This is a genomic window from Mesorhizobium sp. Root554, from assembly GCF_001427025.1.
GTDB lineage: Bacteria > Pseudomonadota > Alphaproteobacteria > Rhizobiales > Rhizobiaceae > Mesorhizobium.
This window is the reverse complement of sequence record NZ_LMGA01000001.1, coordinates 2,229,665-2,248,098: the sequence shown is the minus strand read 5'-3', so window position 1 is coordinate 2,248,098 and position 18,434 is coordinate 2,229,665. Positions and strand designations below refer to the sequence as shown.

Annotated in this window: 19 protein-coding genes; 10 read left to right on the top strand and 9 right to left on the bottom strand. The window is 63.4% G+C overall.

The annotated features are described in order from the left end of the window. Positions 1-87: 87 nt before the first annotated feature. The 3 genes from ASD44_RS10945 to rpsU form a co-directional block, all read right to left on the bottom strand. Positions 88-561, bottom strand: a complete 474-nt coding sequence (locus ASD44_RS10945; protein WP_056111618.1) for a DUF992 domain-containing protein — start codon at positions 559-561, stop codon at positions 88-90. Between the two features lie 188 nt (positions 562-749). Then, the gene (locus ASD44_RS10940; protein ID WP_056111615.1) at positions 750-1,595 is read right to left on the bottom strand and encodes a tetratricopeptide repeat protein; all 846 of its coding nucleotides are present in this window, start codon (positions 1,593-1,595) and stop codon (positions 750-752) included. Positions 1,596-1,740: 145 nt separating this feature from the next. Beyond that, positions 1,741-2,001, bottom strand: a complete 261-nt coding sequence (gene rpsU / locus ASD44_RS10935) for a 30S ribosomal protein S21 (RefSeq protein WP_056115928.1) — start codon at positions 1,999-2,001, stop codon at positions 1,741-1,743. Between the two features lie 233 nt (positions 2,002-2,234). Here rpsU and ASD44_RS18770 point away from each other — a divergent pair, with 233 nt between their 5' ends. From ASD44_RS18770 to ASD44_RS10895, 9 genes are all read left to right on the top strand, one after another. Then, entirely contained in the window at positions 2,235-2,756 is a 522-nt protein-coding gene (locus ASD44_RS18770) for a hypothetical protein (RefSeq protein ID WP_244478761.1), read from the top strand. 127 nt (positions 2,757-2,883) lie between these two features. Beyond that, positions 2,884-3,423, top strand: a complete 540-nt coding sequence (locus ASD44_RS18765) for a cellulase family glycosylhydrolase (protein ID WP_244478760.1) — start codon at positions 2,884-2,886, stop codon at positions 3,421-3,423. A gap of 105 nt (positions 3,424-3,528) precedes the next feature. Further along, a complete protein-coding gene (locus ASD44_RS10925; RefSeq protein WP_056111612.1) occupies positions 3,529-4,254 on the top strand; it encodes a hypothetical protein in 726 nt (241 codons plus the stop codon). A 125-nt stretch (positions 4,255-4,379) separates the two neighbouring features. Further along, entirely contained in the window at positions 4,380-5,633 is a 1,254-nt protein-coding gene (locus tag ASD44_RS10920; protein ID WP_056111610.1) for a sarcosine oxidase subunit beta, read from the top strand. Positions 5,634-5,642: 9 nt separating this feature from the next. Next, positions 5,643-6,002, top strand: coding sequence for a hypothetical protein (locus ASD44_RS18505; protein WP_162246424.1), 360 nt, complete (start codon positions 5,643-5,645; stop codon positions 6,000-6,002). Between the two features lie 3 nt (positions 6,003-6,005). Further along, positions 6,006-6,302, top strand: a complete 297-nt coding sequence (locus ASD44_RS10910; RefSeq protein WP_056111604.1) for a sarcosine oxidase subunit delta — start codon at positions 6,006-6,008, stop codon at positions 6,300-6,302. Then, the gene (locus tag ASD44_RS10905) at positions 6,302-9,310 is read left to right on the top strand and encodes a sarcosine oxidase subunit alpha (protein ID WP_056111602.1); all 3,009 of its coding nucleotides are present in this window, start codon (positions 6,302-6,304) and stop codon (positions 9,308-9,310) included. Before ASD44_RS10910 ends, ASD44_RS10905 begins: the two co-directional genes overlap by 1 nt. Then, the gene (locus ASD44_RS10900) at positions 9,303-9,887 is read left to right on the top strand and encodes a sarcosine oxidase subunit gamma (RefSeq protein WP_056111599.1); all 585 of its coding nucleotides are present in this window, start codon (positions 9,303-9,305) and stop codon (positions 9,885-9,887) included. The genes ASD44_RS10905 and ASD44_RS10900 overlap by 8 nt, the downstream gene beginning before the upstream one ends. A gap of 38 nt (positions 9,888-9,925) precedes the next feature. Then, complete coding sequence (locus tag ASD44_RS10895; protein ID WP_056111597.1) at positions 9,926-10,150, top strand: hypothetical protein; 225 nt, start codon at positions 9,926-9,928, stop codon at positions 10,148-10,150. A 90-nt stretch (positions 10,151-10,240) separates the two neighbouring features. On the opposite strand, the gene ASD44_RS10890 is transcribed toward ASD44_RS10895, so the two are convergent. The 6 genes from ASD44_RS10890 to ASD44_RS10865 form a co-directional block, all read right to left on the bottom strand. Beyond that, positions 10,241-10,486: a hypothetical protein gene (locus ASD44_RS10890; RefSeq protein ID WP_056111594.1), complete on the bottom strand. Its 246-nt coding sequence runs from the start codon at positions 10,484-10,486 to the stop codon at positions 10,241-10,243. A gap of 237 nt (positions 10,487-10,723) precedes the next feature. After that, positions 10,724-11,368 carry a TetR/AcrR family transcriptional regulator gene (locus ASD44_RS10885; RefSeq protein ID WP_056111591.1) on the bottom strand — a complete coding sequence of 215 codons (645 nt, stop codon included), beginning with the start codon at positions 11,366-11,368 and terminating at the stop codon, positions 10,724-10,726. A 118-nt stretch (positions 11,369-11,486) separates the two neighbouring features. Continuing rightward, positions 11,487-11,975: a MaoC family dehydratase gene (locus tag ASD44_RS10880; protein ID WP_056111588.1), complete on the bottom strand. Its 489-nt coding sequence runs from the start codon at positions 11,973-11,975 to the stop codon at positions 11,487-11,489. Between the two features lie 167 nt (positions 11,976-12,142). Next, positions 12,143-15,271 carry an efflux RND transporter permease subunit gene (locus ASD44_RS10875; protein WP_056111586.1) on the bottom strand — a complete coding sequence of 1,043 codons (3,129 nt, stop codon included), beginning with the start codon at positions 15,269-15,271 and terminating at the stop codon, positions 12,143-12,145. 13 nt (positions 15,272-15,284) lie between these two features. Further along, a complete protein-coding gene (locus ASD44_RS10870) occupies positions 15,285-16,445 on the bottom strand; it encodes an efflux RND transporter periplasmic adaptor subunit (RefSeq protein ID WP_056111583.1) in 1,161 nt (386 codons plus the stop codon). 205 nt (positions 16,446-16,650) lie between these two features. Next, a complete protein-coding gene (locus ASD44_RS10865; RefSeq protein WP_056111580.1) occupies positions 16,651-17,475 on the bottom strand; it encodes a MurR/RpiR family transcriptional regulator in 825 nt (274 codons plus the stop codon). Between the two features lie 152 nt (positions 17,476-17,627). Between ASD44_RS10865 and ASD44_RS10860 the strand changes: the two genes are divergently transcribed. Beyond that, positions 17,628-18,431, top strand: coding sequence for an N-formylglutamate amidohydrolase (locus ASD44_RS10860; RefSeq protein WP_056115926.1), 804 nt, complete (start codon positions 17,628-17,630; stop codon positions 18,429-18,431). The last annotated feature ends 3 nt before the right edge of the window (positions 18,432-18,434 follow it).

Below are 18,434 nucleotides of genomic sequence, written 5' to 3'. Positions count from 1 at the left end.
CGCCGAAGCAATGCGCCGCCGGGTGGACCCGTTTGACAAGGAAAAAGGCCCGCCTCTTCGAGAGGGGCGGGCCTTTTTTGGAAGCGCTTATTTCAGCGAGTGGATCAGGTCGATCGACGTCACCGCGACCGCCAGATTGAGGCCTGTCTGGGCCTGCACGCTCAGGGGCTCAAGGTTGTACGAATTGTGGAAGCCGCCGAGCAGCAGGTTGGCGCCGCCGCCGGTGACGATGGACGCTTCGGCATTCACACCGTAGTAGCTGCCGGCGAGATTGCCTTCGTCATAGTGACGCGACGGGGCAAACACAGCCCATGTCAGTTGTCCCTGGTGGGTCTTGCCGACATCGACGCCGAGCTTGGAAATGAGGCCGGTGTAGCGTTCCGACGGACCGCCATTGGAGCGGCGGAAAATGCAGTCCACGCCCTTGTGGGAGGCGATGACATAGCCGATGCCACCTTCGATGGTGCAGTCGAGGACACCGAGCTCGACACGGCCTGCGTGCGCCGGAGCGGTGGCGAAGGCCAGGGCGGCGAGAGTGGCGGACAGAGCGAGTTTCTTCATTTCAAAGGTCCTTTCTTGCAATGCAGTTTCAACAACGGTGCAATCGGAGGACCGTTCCGCGCAAACCTTGGCGGGATAAAGGCATCGTTAAAGATCGGTGCCCGGCGTGGCAGATGCGCCACGCCACATTTCGGCGATTTGGGCCGGACGGCCCACATCGTTTCGACCAGATTTTATGAGTTCACGAGCTAGGAGTTGGAGACGCGCGCCAGGCCATCCTTGGCGGGCTGATAGCTCGGGTTCAGCCGCACGGCTTCGCGGTAGGCCTTGGCCGCTTTCGGCTTGTCGCCGCGCCGCTCGTAGATCAGCGCCTGGTTGGCCCAGGCCTCGGCGTTCTTGCCGTCGAGCTTGATGGCCATGTTGAAGTCGGAGAACGCATTGTCCTCGTCGTTCGTGGCGAGATAGGACAGGCCACGCCCGTTGTACGGCTCGGAAGCATCGGGCGCCAGCGAGATGGCGGTCGAGAAATCCTCGATGGCGAATTTGTGCTGACCCTGCTGTTGATAGATCAGGCCGCGGTTGTGGTAGGCGCGGGCATCGGTGGTATCGAGCTGGATTGCCTTCTGGAAGTCGTTGAAGGCGTCCTGCACGCGACCCGCCTTGCGATAGAGATTGCCGCGGCCGATATAGGCTGCGTCGTAGCTGGCGTTGATCTGGATCGAACGGTTGTAGTCGGCCAGAGCCTTCTGCTGATCGCCCATGAAGCGGTAGATCAGGGCCCGGTTCGAATAAGCCTGGTAGAAGCTGGGGTTGAGCTGGACGGCGGTATCGAAATCCTTCAACGCCGCCTGGTACTGGCCGCTGCGTCCATAGGCGGAGCCGCGGACATTATAGGCCTCGGGGTCGCGCGGATTGCGCTGGATGACGGCCGAGAGGGAGGAAATGTTTTCGGTCGACCCCTGCGCCTTGTCGATATTGGCCAATCCGGCCGTCGGCGCGGTCTGGCAACCGGCCAGCGCGAGACCTGACAACAGGGCGGCCGTCAGCGCAAGGCCGCGCCATGCGGGACGGTGGTCTCCAGTCAAAACGTTCATCGCTGCCTTGTCCTCATATCGGCTGCGCGTCTGCCGGGCCCTCTTACCGACTCGCGTCCGTCATTCCCATCAAACAAAAAGGTGGCGGCGATTCTGCATCGCGCCACCTTGGGTATCCTTCGAAAAGGACGAAAAATTGACGTGATCAGCGCGGCGGGCGGGCGGCGCCGGCAGCCGCGGGAGCCGGGCGCGGCGTCATCGGCAGCAAGCCTTCGCGCTGGGCGCGCTTGCGGGCCAGCTTGCGGGCGCGGCGAACAGCCTCGGCCTTTTCGCGGGCGCGCTTTTCCGAGGGCTTCTCGTAGTGGCCACGCATCTTCATTTCACGGAAGATGCCTTCGCGCTGCATCTTTTTCTTGAGCGCGCGGAGCGCCTGATCAACATTGTTGTCGCGGACGAGTACCTGCACGGGCAATCCTGTCATTCGGTTTTGTTCAACAGGCAAGTGGCAATAGACACATGCCTCCGCAGCGGTATCCACCGCGAATTGCCGCGGCTGATAGCAGAATCAGGAGATTGTGTCCATCGCTGAATCGATTCGCGGTGACAAAAGCTGCGCTCCATCCATGCCCGCGCCGCCAAGACGAACTTCCGCCCCAATCACCGGATGCAACTCGCCGCATCGTTTTTGAAGCCCGTCAGGTGATCCTTGCGTCTTGCCGCGTTCTGCTCCTTGTTCTTCTTTTTCCCGCGACTGCCGGCGCTGCCGACCTGATCCGCTTCTGGGATACGCCGCAGCATGGCGGCAACAGCTTCAACCGGTTACCACCGGACAAGGCCTATTCCGACGCACTGCGCGGCTACGGAGCCGGCTGGGTGCGCTTGTCCTACGACAAATGGAAGCCGGAGCGGCGCGACTTCCTGCGCGGCGACGCCGATCATTATGACGGTCTGGCTGCAAAGGATCTGGCGACGCTGAAGACTGTGCTCGACCGCGCCGACGCAGCCGGGCTGAAGGTGGTCATCGCGCCGCTGTCCTTGCCCGGTATGCGCTGGGCGCAGAACAATGGCGACAAATTCGATGGCCGCCTGTGGCAGGACAAGGCCTTTGGCAAGAGGCCGCCGCGTTCTGGCGGGATCTCGCCACCGCTCTCAAGGATCATCCGGCAGCCGCCGCCTACAATATCGTCAATGAGCCGGCGCCCGAGAAAAACAACGGCCTAGCCGAACATGCCGACGCCAGGGAAATGCAGGAATGGTATGCAGCAAATAAAGGCGGCGGCGGCGACCTGCCGGCCTTCTATGCAACCGTCATCAAGGCGATCGCGAGGTCGATCCGACGACGCCGGTGATGGCGGATGCGGGGTGGTACGCGGCGGCCGACGCATTTTCCTATTGGCCCGCGCCGCTCGCCGACCAGCGTGTGCTTTACTCATTCCATATGTACGAGCCTTACGCGGCTATCGGCGCGCCGAACTTCAAGCGCGCCAAGCCCTACCAATATCCCGGCAGCGTTCCTTATGGCGACGGCGAGCAGAACTGGGATGCCGCGCGCGTCGCCTCCTATGTGGGTCAGCCGTTCCAATGGGCCGAAGCGCATGGCGTGCCGCGCAGCCGGGTGGTGGCGGGAGAATTCGGTTGCATGCGCCGCCAGCCTTTCTGCACGCGCTATCTGGAAGGTGTGCTGACGGCGCTCGATGTGCGCGCGGCGCACTGGGCGTTCTACAGCTTCCGCGAGGACAGCTGGGACGGCATGGACTACGAGCTCGGGAGCGAAAAGGTGAACTGGAAGTACCGGGAGGCTATCGACGCCGGCAAGCCGGACCCGGTCAAGCGCAAGGCGACGCCGCAGTTCGAGCCAATCCGCAAGCGTTTGGTTCCAGCCGGCTGATGCACAGCGGTCGCTTCGGTGTTGAGGCGAACCGTTGACGCCTATCGGGCGGCGAGGTATCAGCGATTTGTTCAAAACTTGCGGGTGGAAACGCCACCCTGTCCAATGACCCCCCAAGACATGATTTCGGTTATGCTGGACCCTGACTTTCAGGGTGACGGCGAGCTATCAAACGACCTTCTCTCGGAGTTCAAAAGGGGCTTCCCGATTGAAAGTCTCAGGCCGCTTCTAACGTCTTCGAATGTGCACACGCAGGGAAGCGCGGCTTTCATCGCGACTTTCTTTTGGCACGAGCTTCAACCGATGCTCCGGGAGATCGCGGCACTGCTGGAGAGCAGCGAAACCCGTATACGCTTCGATGCCATCGAGGCAATTCAGCAATGTACAACCGGGAAAGACGGCGAGGTTCTTGGTCGTGTGTTGTTGTGTCTTGATGATGATTGGCACGGTGTTCGCTGGAAGACGGTTGGCTTTATTTCGTTAGCGGCGTCCTGGCAGCTGGAATTGGCCGTCAAACATGCCGCCATACTGTGTCCAAAGTCGGCATTCGCTGTCATTCGAAATCAATTTCGGTTGGACATGGATCGAAAAACTATCCGGAGTCTGATCCAGAATGATGACCCCATTCTTCGCCGTTTTGGAGCCGGTATGGCGGTTAGACCGAGATGTGTGCTGCTATTGGAGCATGTAGATTTTTTGTCGCAATCCGCCGATCCTGACTTGGTAAGAATCGCTGAAAGCGCAAGAAGAGGGGTTCTGACCGGTATAAATACGTCGTTTGCCTCCAGGGTTGACTTCGTACCCCAGCCCAAAGCTGCAAAACGTCGGTGACACGTCGCAAACAGCGCAAGGGTGGCCCGGCTGTTTCGCTAGTGATAGACCTCGCAGCAGGAAGGGCGGCTAGAGGGCGCGAGACCCGCCGCCATCCCCGAGAACTCAGGCCCGAGGCCCCGGACGTGAAGAAATATTCGGTATTCGCCATCGCCCGCGAAGCCTTGCGAGGCCACAAGGGCTGGGAACAGCAATGGTCTTCGCCCGAGCCGAAGAAGGAATACGACGTCATCATCGTCGGCGCGGGCGGCCATGGGCTGGCCACCGCTTATTACCTGGCCAAGGAGCACGGCATCACCAATGTCGCCGTGCTGGAAAAGGGTTGGCTCGGCGGGGGCAACACCGGCCGCAACACCACCATCATCCGCTCCAACTACCTGTATGATGAATCCGCCGGCATCTACGATCATGCGGTGAAGCTGTGGGACGGGCTGTCGCAGGATCTGAACTACAATGTCATGTATTCGCCGCGCGGCGTGATGATGCTGGCGCACAACATTCATGACATCCAGGTGTTCAAGCGGCATATCCACGCCAACCGGCTCAACTGCATCGACAATGAATGGCTGACGCCGGAAGAGGCCAAGGCGTTCTGCCCGCCGCTCAACATCTCGAAAGATGCGCGCTATCCGGTGATGGGGGCGGCGCTGCAGCGGCGCGGCGGCACGGCGCGGCACGACGCGGTCGCCTGGGGGTATGCGCGCGGGGCGAATGCGCGCGGCGTCGACATCATCCAGAACTGCGAGGTGACCGGCATCAGGCGCGCCGCCCATGGCTCCGTGATGGGCGTGGAGACCTCCCGAGGCTTCATCGGAGCGAAGAAGGTCGGCGTCGTGGCTGCCGGTCATTCATCCGTCGTCATGCAGATGGCTGGCGTGAGGATGCCGCTGGAAAGCTATCCGCTGCAGGCGCTGGTGTCGGAGCCGGTCAAGCCGGTGTTTCCCTGCGTGGTGATGTCGAACACGGTGCATGCCTATATCTCGCAGTCGGACAAGGGCGAACTGGTCATCGGGGCGGGCACCGACCAGTACATCTCCTATTCGCAGACCGGCGGGCTGCACATCCTCAACCACACGCTTGACGCCATCTGCGAGATGTTCCCGATGTTCACGCGCATGAAGATGCTGCGTTCGTGGGGCGGCATCGTCGACGTGACGCCGGACCGCTCGCCGATCCTGGCCAAGACGCCGGTGAAGGGGCTCTACGTCAATTGCGGCTGGGGCACGGGCGGCTTCAAGGCGACGCCGGGTTCGGGTCATGTCTTCGCCCACACGATCGCGCGCGACGAGCCGCACCCGATCAACGCACCGTTCACGCTGGAACGCTTCCGCACCGGCCGGCTGATCGACGAGGCGGCAGCCGCCGCCGTGGCGCACTGAGCAAGTCCGGTGACGAAGAGAACGAACAGACGATTTTTTATGATGGGTGCCTGCGCAGCGCTACTCACCGTGCTCGCCGCGCAGGTGCATCAGTACACCGGCTCTGAATTCGCCTACCATCTAGTAGGGGTCTTCATGTTCGCTGCATTCTTCCTACTAGTGGTTTTGGGAATTGGTCCATGGGCGGGAACACTGGCACTGAAGTATCCCATTCATAACACCGAGGGATTCCGCAAAGACTATTCTGCGGAGCCCGAGAAGGAAATCGGTGGCTATTATTCACGAGGCTGGCAGCGAAGGATGGAACGCGTTGGTCTCAGGAACACGAAAGCGTTTGGCCTTTATATCGAACCAGACGGGAAGAGTTGATTCATGCTCCTGATCCGCTGTCCCTATTGCGAGGAAGAGCGCCCGGAACTCGAGTTCCGCAACGCCGGCGAAGCACATGTCGTGCGTTCGTCGGAGATGACCGCGACAAGCGACGAGGATTTCGAGGCGTTCTTCTTCATCCGCTCGAACCCCAAGGGCATCATTTATGAGCGCTGGCGGCATATCCATGGCTGCGCGCGCTTCTTCAACGCCGTGCGCGATACCGTCACCGACCGGTTCGTCATGACCTACAAGGCCGGCGAGAAGAAACCGGCGAGATTGCCGAAGGTGGGGAAATAATGACCGCTTCCTACCGCATCCCCGGCGCGGGCCGCTTCAGCCATGCCAAGGCGGCGAGCTTCACATTCGACGGCCAGTCCTATGCTGGCGTCGAGGGCGACACGCTGGCTTCGGCGCTGTTGGCCAACGGCGTGCATCTCACCGGCCGGTCGTTCAAGTATCACCGCCCGCGCGGCATTCTTTCGGCCGGCGCGGAAGAGCCCAATGCGCTGGTGCAGATCGTGCGCGATGCCGCGCGCACGACGCCGAATGTGCGGGCGACGGTGCAGGAGCTCTATGACGGGCTCACGGCGCATTCGCAGAACCGCTGGCCGTCGCTTTCCTTCGATGTCGGCGCGGTGAACGATATGGCCTCGCCATTCTTTTCCGCCGGCTTCTACTACAAGACCTTCATGTGGCCGAAGGCGGCGTGGAAGAATCTGTACGAACCGAAGATCCGCGCCGCTGCCGGCCTCGGCGTTGCGCCGGACCAGCCGGACCCGGACCATTATTCCTCGCGCTTCGCCCATTGCGATGTGCTGGTGCTGGGCGGCGGCGCGGCCGGACTGGCTGCGGCGCTGGCGGCGGCTGAGAGCGGTGTGCGTGTCGTCATTGCCGATGAGCAGGCTGAACTGGGTGGTGCGCTGCGGTTCGAGAGCGGCGCCAGGATCGAAGGGCAGGATGGCTGGAGCTGGGCGCAGGGTGTGGTCGCGCGTCTCAAGACGATGCCGAACGTGCGGGTGCTCTCGCGCACCACGGCATTCGGCTACTATGCGCAGAATTTCATCGGCCTGACCGAGCGTGTCAGCGACCACCTCGCGGCTCCCGGCCGTGACCTGCCGCGCGAGCGGCTCTGGCAGGTACGCGCCAAAAAGGTTGTTCTCGCCACCGGCTCGATCGAGCGGCACATGGTTTTCACCGACAATGACCGGCCGGGCGTCATGCTGGCCTCGGCTGCGCGGACCTATCTCAACCATTACGGCGTTGCCGTCGGCAAAAATGTCGGGATTTTTACCGCCAATGATTCCGCCTATGCGGCGGCTCTGGACCTGAAAGCCGCCGGCATCGCTATCGCGGCCATCGTCGATCTGCGCGACAACCCGGCCGGCGAGCTGGTCGACCGGGCTCGCGCCGCCGGCATTGAAATCCACGACGGCCGCGCGGTGGTGCGAACCGGTGGCAGGCTGCGCGTCTCATCCATGACCGTGCAGCGGCGCACTGGCGGCGGCGAACGCACCATTGCGGTCGATGCGCTTTTGATGTCGGCGGGCTGGACACCGTCGGTTCACCTGTTCTCGCAGTCACGTGGCAAGGTTGTGTTCAACGACGAGGTGAAGCGCTTCCTGCCCGGCACCTATGCGCAGGACTGCGTCTCTGTCGGCGCCTGCAACGGTACGGACGGGCTCGCCGCATCGATTGATGAAGCTTATGCCGCCGGAACCAAAGCGGCGCGCGAGGCGAGGGGCGGTGCGGCCGCCGGGAAGTCGGAAAAGCCGGCCAAACCCAAAGTCGAAGCCAGCGAAGGCTGGTCGCGCGGCATGGTTGGCGCAGCGCCCGGCGCCGGACCCGGCACCACCGTCAAGGCCTTCGTCGATTTCCAGAACGATGTCACCGCCAAGGATATCCGCCAGGCCGTGCATGAGGGCATGCGCTCGATCGAGCACGTCAAGCGCTTCACGACCAACGGCATGGCGACCGACCAGGGCAAGACGTCGAACATGCATGGCCTTGCCATCGCCGCCGACGAGCTCGGCAAGACGATCCCGGAAGTCGGGCTGACGACCTTCCGCGCGCCCTACACGCCGGTGACGTTCGGCGCCATCGTCAACCATGCGCGCGGGCCGCTGTTCGAGCCGACGCGGCGCACTGCCATCCACCCCTGGGCCGAGCGGAACGGCGCGGTGTTCGAGGATGTCGGCCAGTGGAAACGCGCCTGGTATTTTCCGCAAGCCGGCGAGGATATGCACAAGGCCGTCGATCGTGAATGCGTGACGGTGCGCAAATCCGCCGGCCTGTTCGACGCCTCGACGCTCGGCAAGATCGAAGTTGTCGGGCCGGACGCCGCGAAATTCATGGAACTTCTCTACACCAACCCATGGGAGAAGCTGGAGCCAGGCCGCTGCCGCTATGGCATCATGCTGCGCGAGGACGGCTTCATCTATGATGACGGCGTGGTCGGACGGCTCAGCGCCGACCGCTTCCATGTGACGACGACGACCGGCGGCGCGCCGCGCGTCATGAACCACATGGAAGACTATCTCCAGACGGAATTCCCGCATCTGAACGTCTGGCTGACCTCGACCACCGAGCAATGGGCGGTGATCGCCGTACAGGGTCCAAAGAGCCGGGAGATCATCGCGCCGCTGGTCGAGGGCATCGACATGGCGGACGAGGCGATGCCGCATATGTCGGTGCGCGAGGGAAAGATTTGCGGCGTGCCGACGCGGCTGTTCCGCATGTCGTTCTCGGGCGAACGCGGCTTCGAGGTCAACGTCCCCGCGGATTATGGCGAGGCCGTATGGGAAGCGCTGTGGGTCGAGGGCCAGAAGCACGGCGCCTGCGCCTACGGCACGGAGACCATGCATGTGCTGCGCGCCGAAAAGGGCTACATCATCGTCGGCCAGGATACGGACGGCACGGTGACGCCGAACGACGCCGGCCTCGACTGGGCGGTTGGCAAGAAGAAAACCGATTTCGTCGGCATTCGCGGCCTGACGCGGCCTGACCTCGTGGCCAAGGGCCGCAAGCAGCTTGTCGGGCTGAGGACAAAGGACCCGAAAATTGTGCTGGAGGAGGGGGCGCAGATCGTCGCCGATCCGAAGCAGCCGATCCCGATGAAGATGATCGGGCATGTGACCTCAAGCTACTGGTCGGAGAATTGCGGCCGCTCTATCGCGCTGGCGCTGCTCGCAGGCGGACGGGACAGGATGGGCGAAACGCTCCATGTGCCGATGCCGGACGGCGTCATCGAGGTGGAGGTGTCAGGCACGGTGTTCTTCGACGAGACGGGAGGGCGGTTGAATGGCTAGGGCGCCCGTGAAAAAGCAGGCAGTAGTGAAGACTGACGGCGCCGAACGCCGTCCGGCCCTTGCTGGTCAGGAGGCTTCGGCGACCGGTGTATCTGTCACCGTTTTGCCGCCCGCCGAACGCATCTCGTTGCGCGGGTCCGAAGCATCGCGCGCGGCCTTGTCGAAGGCGTTGGGCCTGACTTTGCCACAGACACCCAAGACCTCAGCGGCCAAGGGAAAACGCGCGGCGCTGTGGCTGGGACCAGATGAATGGCTGGTGATCGACGAGGCCGGCAAAGACCCGCTCGCCGATTGCGCCAAGGTTTCGGCGCTGCATTCGGCGGTCGGCATCTCGCACCGCAATGTGGCGGTGGCCGTGGCCGGGCCGGCGGCGGAAGCGACGCTGAACGCCGGCTGCCCGCAGGATCTGTCGCTTGCTGTTTTTCCGGTGGGGGCCTGCTCGCGAACGGTCCTGGGCAAAGCCGAGATCGTGCTTTTGCGGACGGCGCAGGATGCATTCCGCGTCGAATGCTGGCGTTCCTTCAGCGACTATGTCTTTACTTTCCTGCAGGAGGCGATGCGGGACGCGGCAGCCTGAAAGGCTGCGCGGCAGGCCGTTCGCCACGGAGACACGACATGGCTGCCTCACCGAAATCCGGCAAGCCGGGCAAGACATCGGCGGTGAAATCACTCGAGGACGAACGCCGTCATCCGGATATGCTCGCGGAACTGGACGAGGGGCTGGAAGACACGTTCCCGGCCAGCGATCCGGTCTCGATCACGGCGACGGCCATTCCCGGCGCACCCTTCAAACCCGGCACGCCGAAGAATGTTGCCGGTATGAAAAGGCGGAAGAAATAGCGCCCAATGACCAAAGGCGGCGAGGTTTCCCTCACCGCCTTTGGTATTTCAGGGTCCGCGCTGCGCGCTTTAAGCGGCAGTTTAAGCCGATCAGAAGCTGCTCGGCATGATCCAGGGGTTCACCTCGATACCGAGGCGAGGGGTCTTGGCTTCGGCTGAGCCGGGGTTCACGGCGGAATGCCTGGCTTCGACCGAGCCGGTCGAGACGCAATCCAGTTTCACATTCGCATTGGTCTGGATGCAGGCGGTGGGCTGCGTGGTCTGGACAGGCTCGCCGGCAAAGGCGGCGCCAGTGAAGGCAGCCAGGGCAGCAATGGCAAGAACGGTCTTCTTCATGGTCTTTCTCCGGGGCAAATTCTTTCCGTACATGTACGGTATGGCGTTCATGTACGCCTGCCGATGGAGAAGTTCAAGTCAGAAAATGTACATGTACGAATAATTTTTCTGATCACGTGTCTCCAAGGGCTCGATCGATATGAACGAGACCGCTGGCACGGGGCCTGAGTGGGTACGATATTCTATGGGCGAGCCTCGAAGGAGGCACCCGTCCTTAATCGGCTTTCGCGGCGCAATTCAGCAGTTTGCGGGCTGGTCGCTCAGGGGTTCGACTTCCTTGTCGGCCAGGCCGGCGATGGTGAAGTCGCACATGCGGCGCACGAAGGCTTGCGGATCGCCGAAGGGATAGAACGGAAAGGTGATCAGCAGCGATATGGTGCCGTGGCCTACCGCCCACAACATGGTGGCGATGGCGCGCGGATCGCCCTTGAGCTTGCCGGCTGCGACGCAGGCCTCGACGCGGTCGATCAGCACATTCATGGCCGGGTTGCCATTCTCCATCTCCTGGAAGCTGCGGCCTTCCGGCGCCTTCAGCTTCTCGGTCATGAAAACGGTGCGGTACTCGTTGGGATTACCGAGGCCGAAGGCGGCGTATTCGGTCATCACGGCGCGCAGCGATTCCATCGGATCGTCGGATTGATGCTCCTCGATGCGCCGCGCCAATATTTCGAAAGCATCTTCGGCGAGCGCGAAGAGGATGTCCTGCTTGTCGGCGAAATAGGAATAGACCGACATCGGTGCATAGCCGACGCGCTGCGCCAGCTTGCGGATGGTCAGCCCCTCGTAACCTTCTTCCTGGACAAGCTTGTGGGCCGCGGCCAAAAGGTCGGATCGCAGGGCCGCCTTATGCTGTTCGCGGCGTTTTTGTACGGTCAGCGCCAATGCGGCTGCCTTTCTCGTTCTCTGCGGTCAGAATATATACGCCGTACTTCCGACGACAAGATGTCGCAGGGGAAGCTCGTGCAGCAGGTGGCCGGAAGCTCGGGAATGGCTTGCCGTATCAGGACGCAGCGGGTTCCGCCGTTTCCGGTTCGACGAAGGTCAGGGTCAGCCAGCGGGCGGTGAGCGCCGGCTTCTTGCTGCCTTCGATCTCGATCGTCACGTCGTGCGTCGCCTGCACCCAGCCGGACGGCCGCGCCTTCACCTCGGCAAGGACGAAGCGGGCGCGGATGCGTGCGCCGGTCTTGACCGGAGCCAGGAAGCGGATTTGGTCGAAGCCCTGGTTGACGCCCATCTTGCCGTTCTCGAGCGGCGGCAGCGTTTCGAACGTCATGGCCGAGAGCAGCGAAAGGGTGAGAAAACCATGGGCGATGGTGCCGCCGAACGGCGTTTCTTTCGCAGCGCGTGCCGGATCGCAATGGATGAACTGGTGGTCGTCGGTCGCATCGGCGAACTGGTCGATCATGGTCTGCGTGACGACGCGCCAGGGCGATACGCCGACCTCGGCGCCGACGCTTGCCAGCAATGCGTCAAGTCGGATCGCTTCCACCCGGTCGTCTCCCGCACCGACGGCCAGAGGCCGTCATCTCTCAACGGCGGCACACATAGAGCGTGATGGCGCCGATGTCACCCGGTGCGGGGGGCGTTTATGGAAAGGTAGACGACGAGGCCGCTTATCTCGTGGGATGGTAAAAATGCGGGCTTCAGTCGCGCCGGCTATTCCGCCGGTTCGACATTGGCATAGGCCGCTTCTTCCAACTCGCGCTTGAGGCGGCTTTCCTCATGCGTCTTCGGCGTGACGAAGCGGCCGAGCAGCAGATAGGCGACCGGCGTCAGGAACAGGGTGGAAACCGTCGCCAGGCCGAGACCGCCGACGATGACCCAGCCAAGCGCTATGCGGGCCTCAGCGCCGGCGCCGCTCGCCATCACCAGCGGCAGGCCGCCGAGCACGGTGCAGATCATCGTCATCATCACCGGTCGCAGGCGGATGTTGGCTGCCTGCTCGATCGATTCGCGCACGCCGAGCCCGCGGTCGCGCAGCTGGTTGGCGAATTCGACGATCAGGATGCCGTTCTTGGCCATGACGCCGACAAGCAGCACGAGGCCGATCTGGCTGTAGGCGTTGAGGCTGGTGCCGGTGAGGATCAGCGCGAAGATGGCGCAGGCGAGGCCCAGCGGCACCGTCGCCATGATGATGACGGCGGAAACGAAGCTTTCGAACTGCGCCGCCAACACCAGCAGGATGATGACCAGCGCGAAGCCGAAGATGGTGATCATGCCGCTGTTGGTTTCACCGAGCGTCGCGGCCTCCGCCAGCGGCACCAGCCGCGAGCCCGCCGGCAACAGCGGCGTGGCGATGCGCTGCGCTTCCGTCAAAGCGTCGCCCAGCGCGAAGTCGCCGCTCAGCGTCGAGGTGATCGCCACCGAAGGCTGCTGCTGCTCGCGCGTCAGCGAGGGGGGCACGGCGCGCTCGGTCAGCGTCGCGATGGTTGACATCGGCACATAACGGCCGTCCGCGGTCTTGAGGAAGACGTTTTCCAGGTCGGTCGGATCGTTGATCGGGTTGGTGGTCGAGACCAGCTTCACATCGAAGCTGCGGTCGCCGATATAGACGTCGCCGACCTTGTTGCCGTCGAGCATCGCCTGAAGCGTGTTGGCGAGACCGGTAATGTCGATGCCGAGGTCGGAGGCGCGGGCGCGGTCGATCGCCACGGCAAGCTGCGGCTGCGTCGGGTCGACCGACAGGCGCGGCTGCTGGAAGCGGGGGTCCTTCTGCATTTCGTCGATGATCTTGCCGGCGGCGGTGGAGAGCGCCGCCCGGTCGTTGCCGACCAGCGCGAACTGCAGGCCGTTGCCGGCGCCGCGAATGCCGAGACTGTTCGGCTGCGCCGGGAAGACGCGCACGCTTGGCACCTGGCGAACGAGTTGGGTTATCTGCTGGGTGATCTGCTGCTGGCTGCGGCTGCGCTGGTCCCACGGCGCCAGCGTCATCACCATGAAGCCGGAATTGTAGTTGCCGCCGAAGCCGGCGCTCTCGAACGTGCTTTCGATCTCGCCGGAATCGCGCAGCGGCTGGATCAGTTCCTCGATGCGGCGCATCTGCGAGGTCGTGTAATCGAGGCTGACGCCTTGCGGCGCGCTGATGCGGAGCAACACCGTGGCGCGGTCTTCGGTCGGCGTCAGTTCCTGCCGGATGGTGCCGAATAGGCTAAAGGCGACACCGGCGAAGAGCACGGCGATCAAAAGCACGATGACGGGTGCATCGAGGCAGATGTGCAGGATGCGGCGATAGGCGGAAACGAGACCGCCGCCGACCTTGCCGACAATTCCGCCACGCTCTTCATGGTGCAGGGAGGCCTGCGACAGCATGCGCGAGGCGAGCATGGGGCAGAGCGTCAGCGCGACCACGCAAGAGAGGATGACAGACATGGCCAGCACGAAGCCGAATTCACGAAACAGGCCGCCGGTCTGGCCGGGCAGGAACGAGATCGGCACAAACACCGCCACCAGCGTCGCGGTGGTGGCGATGACGGCAAAGAAGACTTCCTGGGTACCCAGCACGGCGGCGGCGCGGGGTCCCATGCCCTCGTTGCGCCTTCGCACGATGTTTTCCAGCACCACGATGGCGTCGTCGACCACCAGACCCGTGGCGAGCACCAGCGCCAGCAGGGTGAGGATGTTGATGGAGAAGCCGGCGAGATAGATCGCCGCGATGGTGCCGATCATGGCGACCGGCATGGAAAAGGCGGGGATGAGCGTGGCGCGCCAGTCCAGCAGGAAGAGGAAGATGACGATCAGAACGATGGAGACTGACAGCGACAGCGCGATCTCGACCTCGTGCACGGCGCCGTTGACGAAGACGGCGTCGTCGCTGGTGATCTTGATCGACATGCCCTTGGGCAGCGTCTTCTGAATGTTGGCGACGGCGGCCTTCACACCTTCCGAAATGTCGAGCGTGTTGGATTCGGCGGCGCGCACGATGCCGATGCCGATGCCGACCTTGCCGTCGGAGCGCAATGTCGACTGGTTGATGTCGCCGCCCAGCGTCACGGTGGCGACGTCGCCGATGCGGGTCGTGCCGCCGATGACGATGGCCTCGAACTCCTCCGGCGTGGTGACATCGGCGGTGGTGCGGACGATGAGGTTCTGGTTGGTCGTGGTGATCGAACCGGCCGGCGTGTCGAAGGCGACGGAGGCCAGCGCGGTGCGCAGGTCGGCAACCGTATAGCCCAGGCTGGCCAGCTTGCCCTGGTCGACGTCAATGAGGAAGATCTTGTCGCGGTCGCCATAGACCTGGACGTCGGCGACGCCGGGAACGGCGGCAAGCTCATCCTCGATCTGGTCCTCGACCAGGATGGACATATCTTCGACGGCCATGGAATCGGAGGTTACGGCCAGGCGCATCACGGCGTCGGAATTGGCGTCCGCCTTGACGATGCGCGGTGCGTCCGCGTCGTCCGGAATCTGATTGGCGACGCGGCTGACCGCATCGCGCACGTCCGAGGCGGCGACGTTGAGGTCGATACCGTCGTTGAACTCGATGGTGACGCGGCTGGAGCCGAATGACGAGGAAGAGGAAATCGACTTGACGCCGGAGACGCGGGCAACCGCGCCCTCAATGGTGCCGGTCAGCTCGCGGTCGATGGTTTCGGCGGCGGCCCCTTCGAAATTGGTCGAAACGGTGATGACGGCGCGGTCGACATCGGGCAGTTCGCGGATCTCGACGCCATAGAAGGCGGCAAGGCCGGCGACGGCGATCAGCGTGTTCAGAACGAAGGCCAGCACCGGCCTGCGGATGAATAGCGCGGTGAAGCTGTTGTCGCTGGTGTTGACGGTTTCGGTCATCGCCGGGCTCAGCTCACGAGCCGGTGGTGCTGGCCGGGCGCTGGTCGTCGCGGGCGACGCGCACCTCGCCGCCTTCGCGCACGCTCTGGACGCCCTCGGTGACGACGACCGCGCCGGTTTCGACGGGCGCGTCGATCAGCACCGTCTCGGTGTTGCGCTGGATGATGCGGACGGGCACGCGCTTGGCCTTGCCGGCCTCGACGGTCCAGATGAAAGCGCCGTCCGAACCCCACTGGATGGCCAGCGGGCTGACCGCCGGATAGGTGTCGCCGGGGAATTGCATGGTGACCTGGAAGGACATGCCGGCGCGTAGCGAATCCGCCGGATTGTCGATGGTCGCCTGCACCCACAGCGTGCGGCTTTTCTCGTCAATGCGGTTGTCGATGGCAGAAACGGCCCCTTCGAAGGCGTTTCCGGGGTTGGCCAGGGACGAAGCTTTTATCATGGCGCCGATCTTGATGGCGGCGGCAAAGCGCTCCGGCACCCAGAAATCGACGAGGATGCTGGAGCGGTCGTCGATGGTGGCGATGGCGCTCTGGTTGGTCACGTAGTTGCCGGCCTCGATGGGCAGGATGCCGACAACGCCCGAAATCGGCGAGGTCACCGAACGGCGGTCGAAGGCGACCTGCGCGTCATGGACGCTGAGTTCGTTGTTGCGCAGCGCCAGCTCGGCATCGGTTAACTGCACCGAGGTCGCCGCATTGGAAGAGCGCAGCGACCGCGTGCGATCGACCTTGGCCTTGGCGTCGTCGCGCGCCGCCTTGGCGCGCTCCAGCGCAATTTCCTCGGTTTCGGAATCCAGCCTGGCAATGACCTGTCCAGCCTGGACATGGGCGCCGGACTGGACGAGGAATTCGGTCAGCCGGCCGGAGGCATAGGGATTGACGGTCACGGTCGCCTTGGCGCGGCCGGTGCCGATGGCCTGGAGCTTGTCGTTGATGGTGGCTGTCGAGACCTGCGCGGTAACGACGGGCGTCTGTGCGCCGCCGCCGCGATTGCCGCGCCGATTGCCGGTGTCCTCGCCGCTCGCGGCGGTCTTCGGCGTCGAGGCTTGCGCCCATTCTATGCCCCAGCGGGCAAGCACGTCGTGCGAGCCGGGAAAGAACCCGACCCGCGCCGCCGCCGCGACGATCAGGATCGCCAGCGAGAGTACAATCTGTTTCCAGGTGGCCATCGGCGCTCCGGTGAGGAAAACGTGCGTCCTGACCCTACCGGTTCCTCCGACCCGGAAGGACGCAGCAACGTACCTTAGACATGCACGAAGCAACGTCGTTACCAGGCCTTTATGGCAATTCTCCCGCGTTTACGCACATTAAATCTGCGTAAGGTTCGGGCTGTCGATATTCAGATCTCAACATCCTCCGTCCGATAGCGATCCCTCAGCGCAGGTTCTCCATCTCGTCGATGCGGCGCGCGCTGCTGTCCTCCAGCCTCGCGGTGACGGCGCCGATCAGCGTTTCGGCGACGATCATCAGTGAGGCGGAGGAGTCCCACGGCGAAGGGACGGCGGTGCGGCCGGCAACGACGTGGCGGGCAAGGCGGGCGATTGGCGACAGCCACTGGTCGGTGAAGAGGACGACCTGCACGCCCCGGTGGTGCGCCTTCTCGGCAAAGCGCAGCAGGCTGTCCTGGTAGCGGCGTATGTCGAAGACCACCAGGACGTCGCGCTTGCCCATGTCGATCAGCCGGTCGCGCCACAGGCTTTCCTGCCCGGCGAGATGAAAGACATTGGGCCGCACGATGGCAAGGTGGGCGGCCATATAGCGGGCCAGCGGATCGGTGAAGCGGCCGCCGACCAGAAACATCTTGCCGCGCGGATCGCACAGTGTCTGGACGATCGCCGCCAGTTGCTTCTGCGACAGGTGCATGAATGTCTGCCGCAGATTCTCGATCGTCGCCTCCAGCATGGGCGACGTGCGGTCCTGCGTGGCCGGGTTGCCGTGCGTGCGCGACGCTGGCGACTGGAGCTGGGCGGCGAGCTCATCCTGCAAGGCGGCCTGGAATTCCGGATAGTTCTGGAAGCCGAGACGCGCCACGAAGCGCAGGATGGTAGGGGACGAGACACCGGCGGCCTGCGAGAATTCGGCGACCGTCTTGAGGCCGACCACCGGATAGCCGGCGATCAGCGTATGCGCGGCGCGCCGCTCGCCGGCCGGCATGGTGTCCAGCCTGTCGGCGATCGTTTCGGCAATGCTCGTTGTCATTCTGCTGCTTTCTCGCCCGTACACGGTCAACGCTGTGCGTTGGCACGAAATGGCGTTTGACAATGTCCAACAATCTGTATGAAATCATCCACGCAAGCGCAATGCGAGAAAATACGTACCATACGATACGCGCTTACGGGGACGGCAAAACGATGGAGACAGCACGGCGGGCCAGCCTTGTCGCATCGGAGTCCGTGCGGGTGACGAACCCCGCCGGAACGAGCCCGCTCGTGCTGACCTGCGACCACGCCTCGAATTTCGTGCCGCCCGAATATGGCGCACTTGGCCTTTCGCAAACCGAACTGTCGGAACACATCGCCTGGGATCCGGGCGCGCTGGCGGTGGCTCACGGCATTTCCAGCCGCCTCGATACAGCGCTGATCGAAACCCGTATCTCCCGGCTGGTGCTGGACTGCAACCGCCCGCTCGATGCGCCGGACCTGATCAGCGAAGTCAGCGAGACGACGCCCGTTCCAGGCAACAAGGGCCTTTCAGCCGCGGAGCGAAAGGCGCGGATCGCGCGCTGCTGGACGCCTTTCCACGATGCAATCGACGCGGTTCTCGAAGACCGCGATGACGCCGGGCTCGCCTCATGGCTGGTCTCGGTGCATTCGTTCACGCCGGTCTACAAGGGCGTCCATCGGCCATGGCATATCGGCATCATCCATGACGAGGACGCGCGTTTGGCCGCGCCCTTGATCGCGGCGCTCGAGGCGTTGCCGGGCATAACTGTCGGTGTCAACGAACCCTATTCGCCGGCAGACCGGGTTTATTTCACGCTGGAAAAGCACGCGCGTCCGCGCGGGCTGCCGTGCGCGATGATCGAAATCCGCAACGACGAGATCCGGAACGAAGCCGGGCAAATCAAATGGGTGACGGCGCTGGCAGGGATTTTCGCCAGGCTGACACCGGAAAGCAGGATACCCCAGATCAGGTACAGCAATACTGCCGGTTAAACC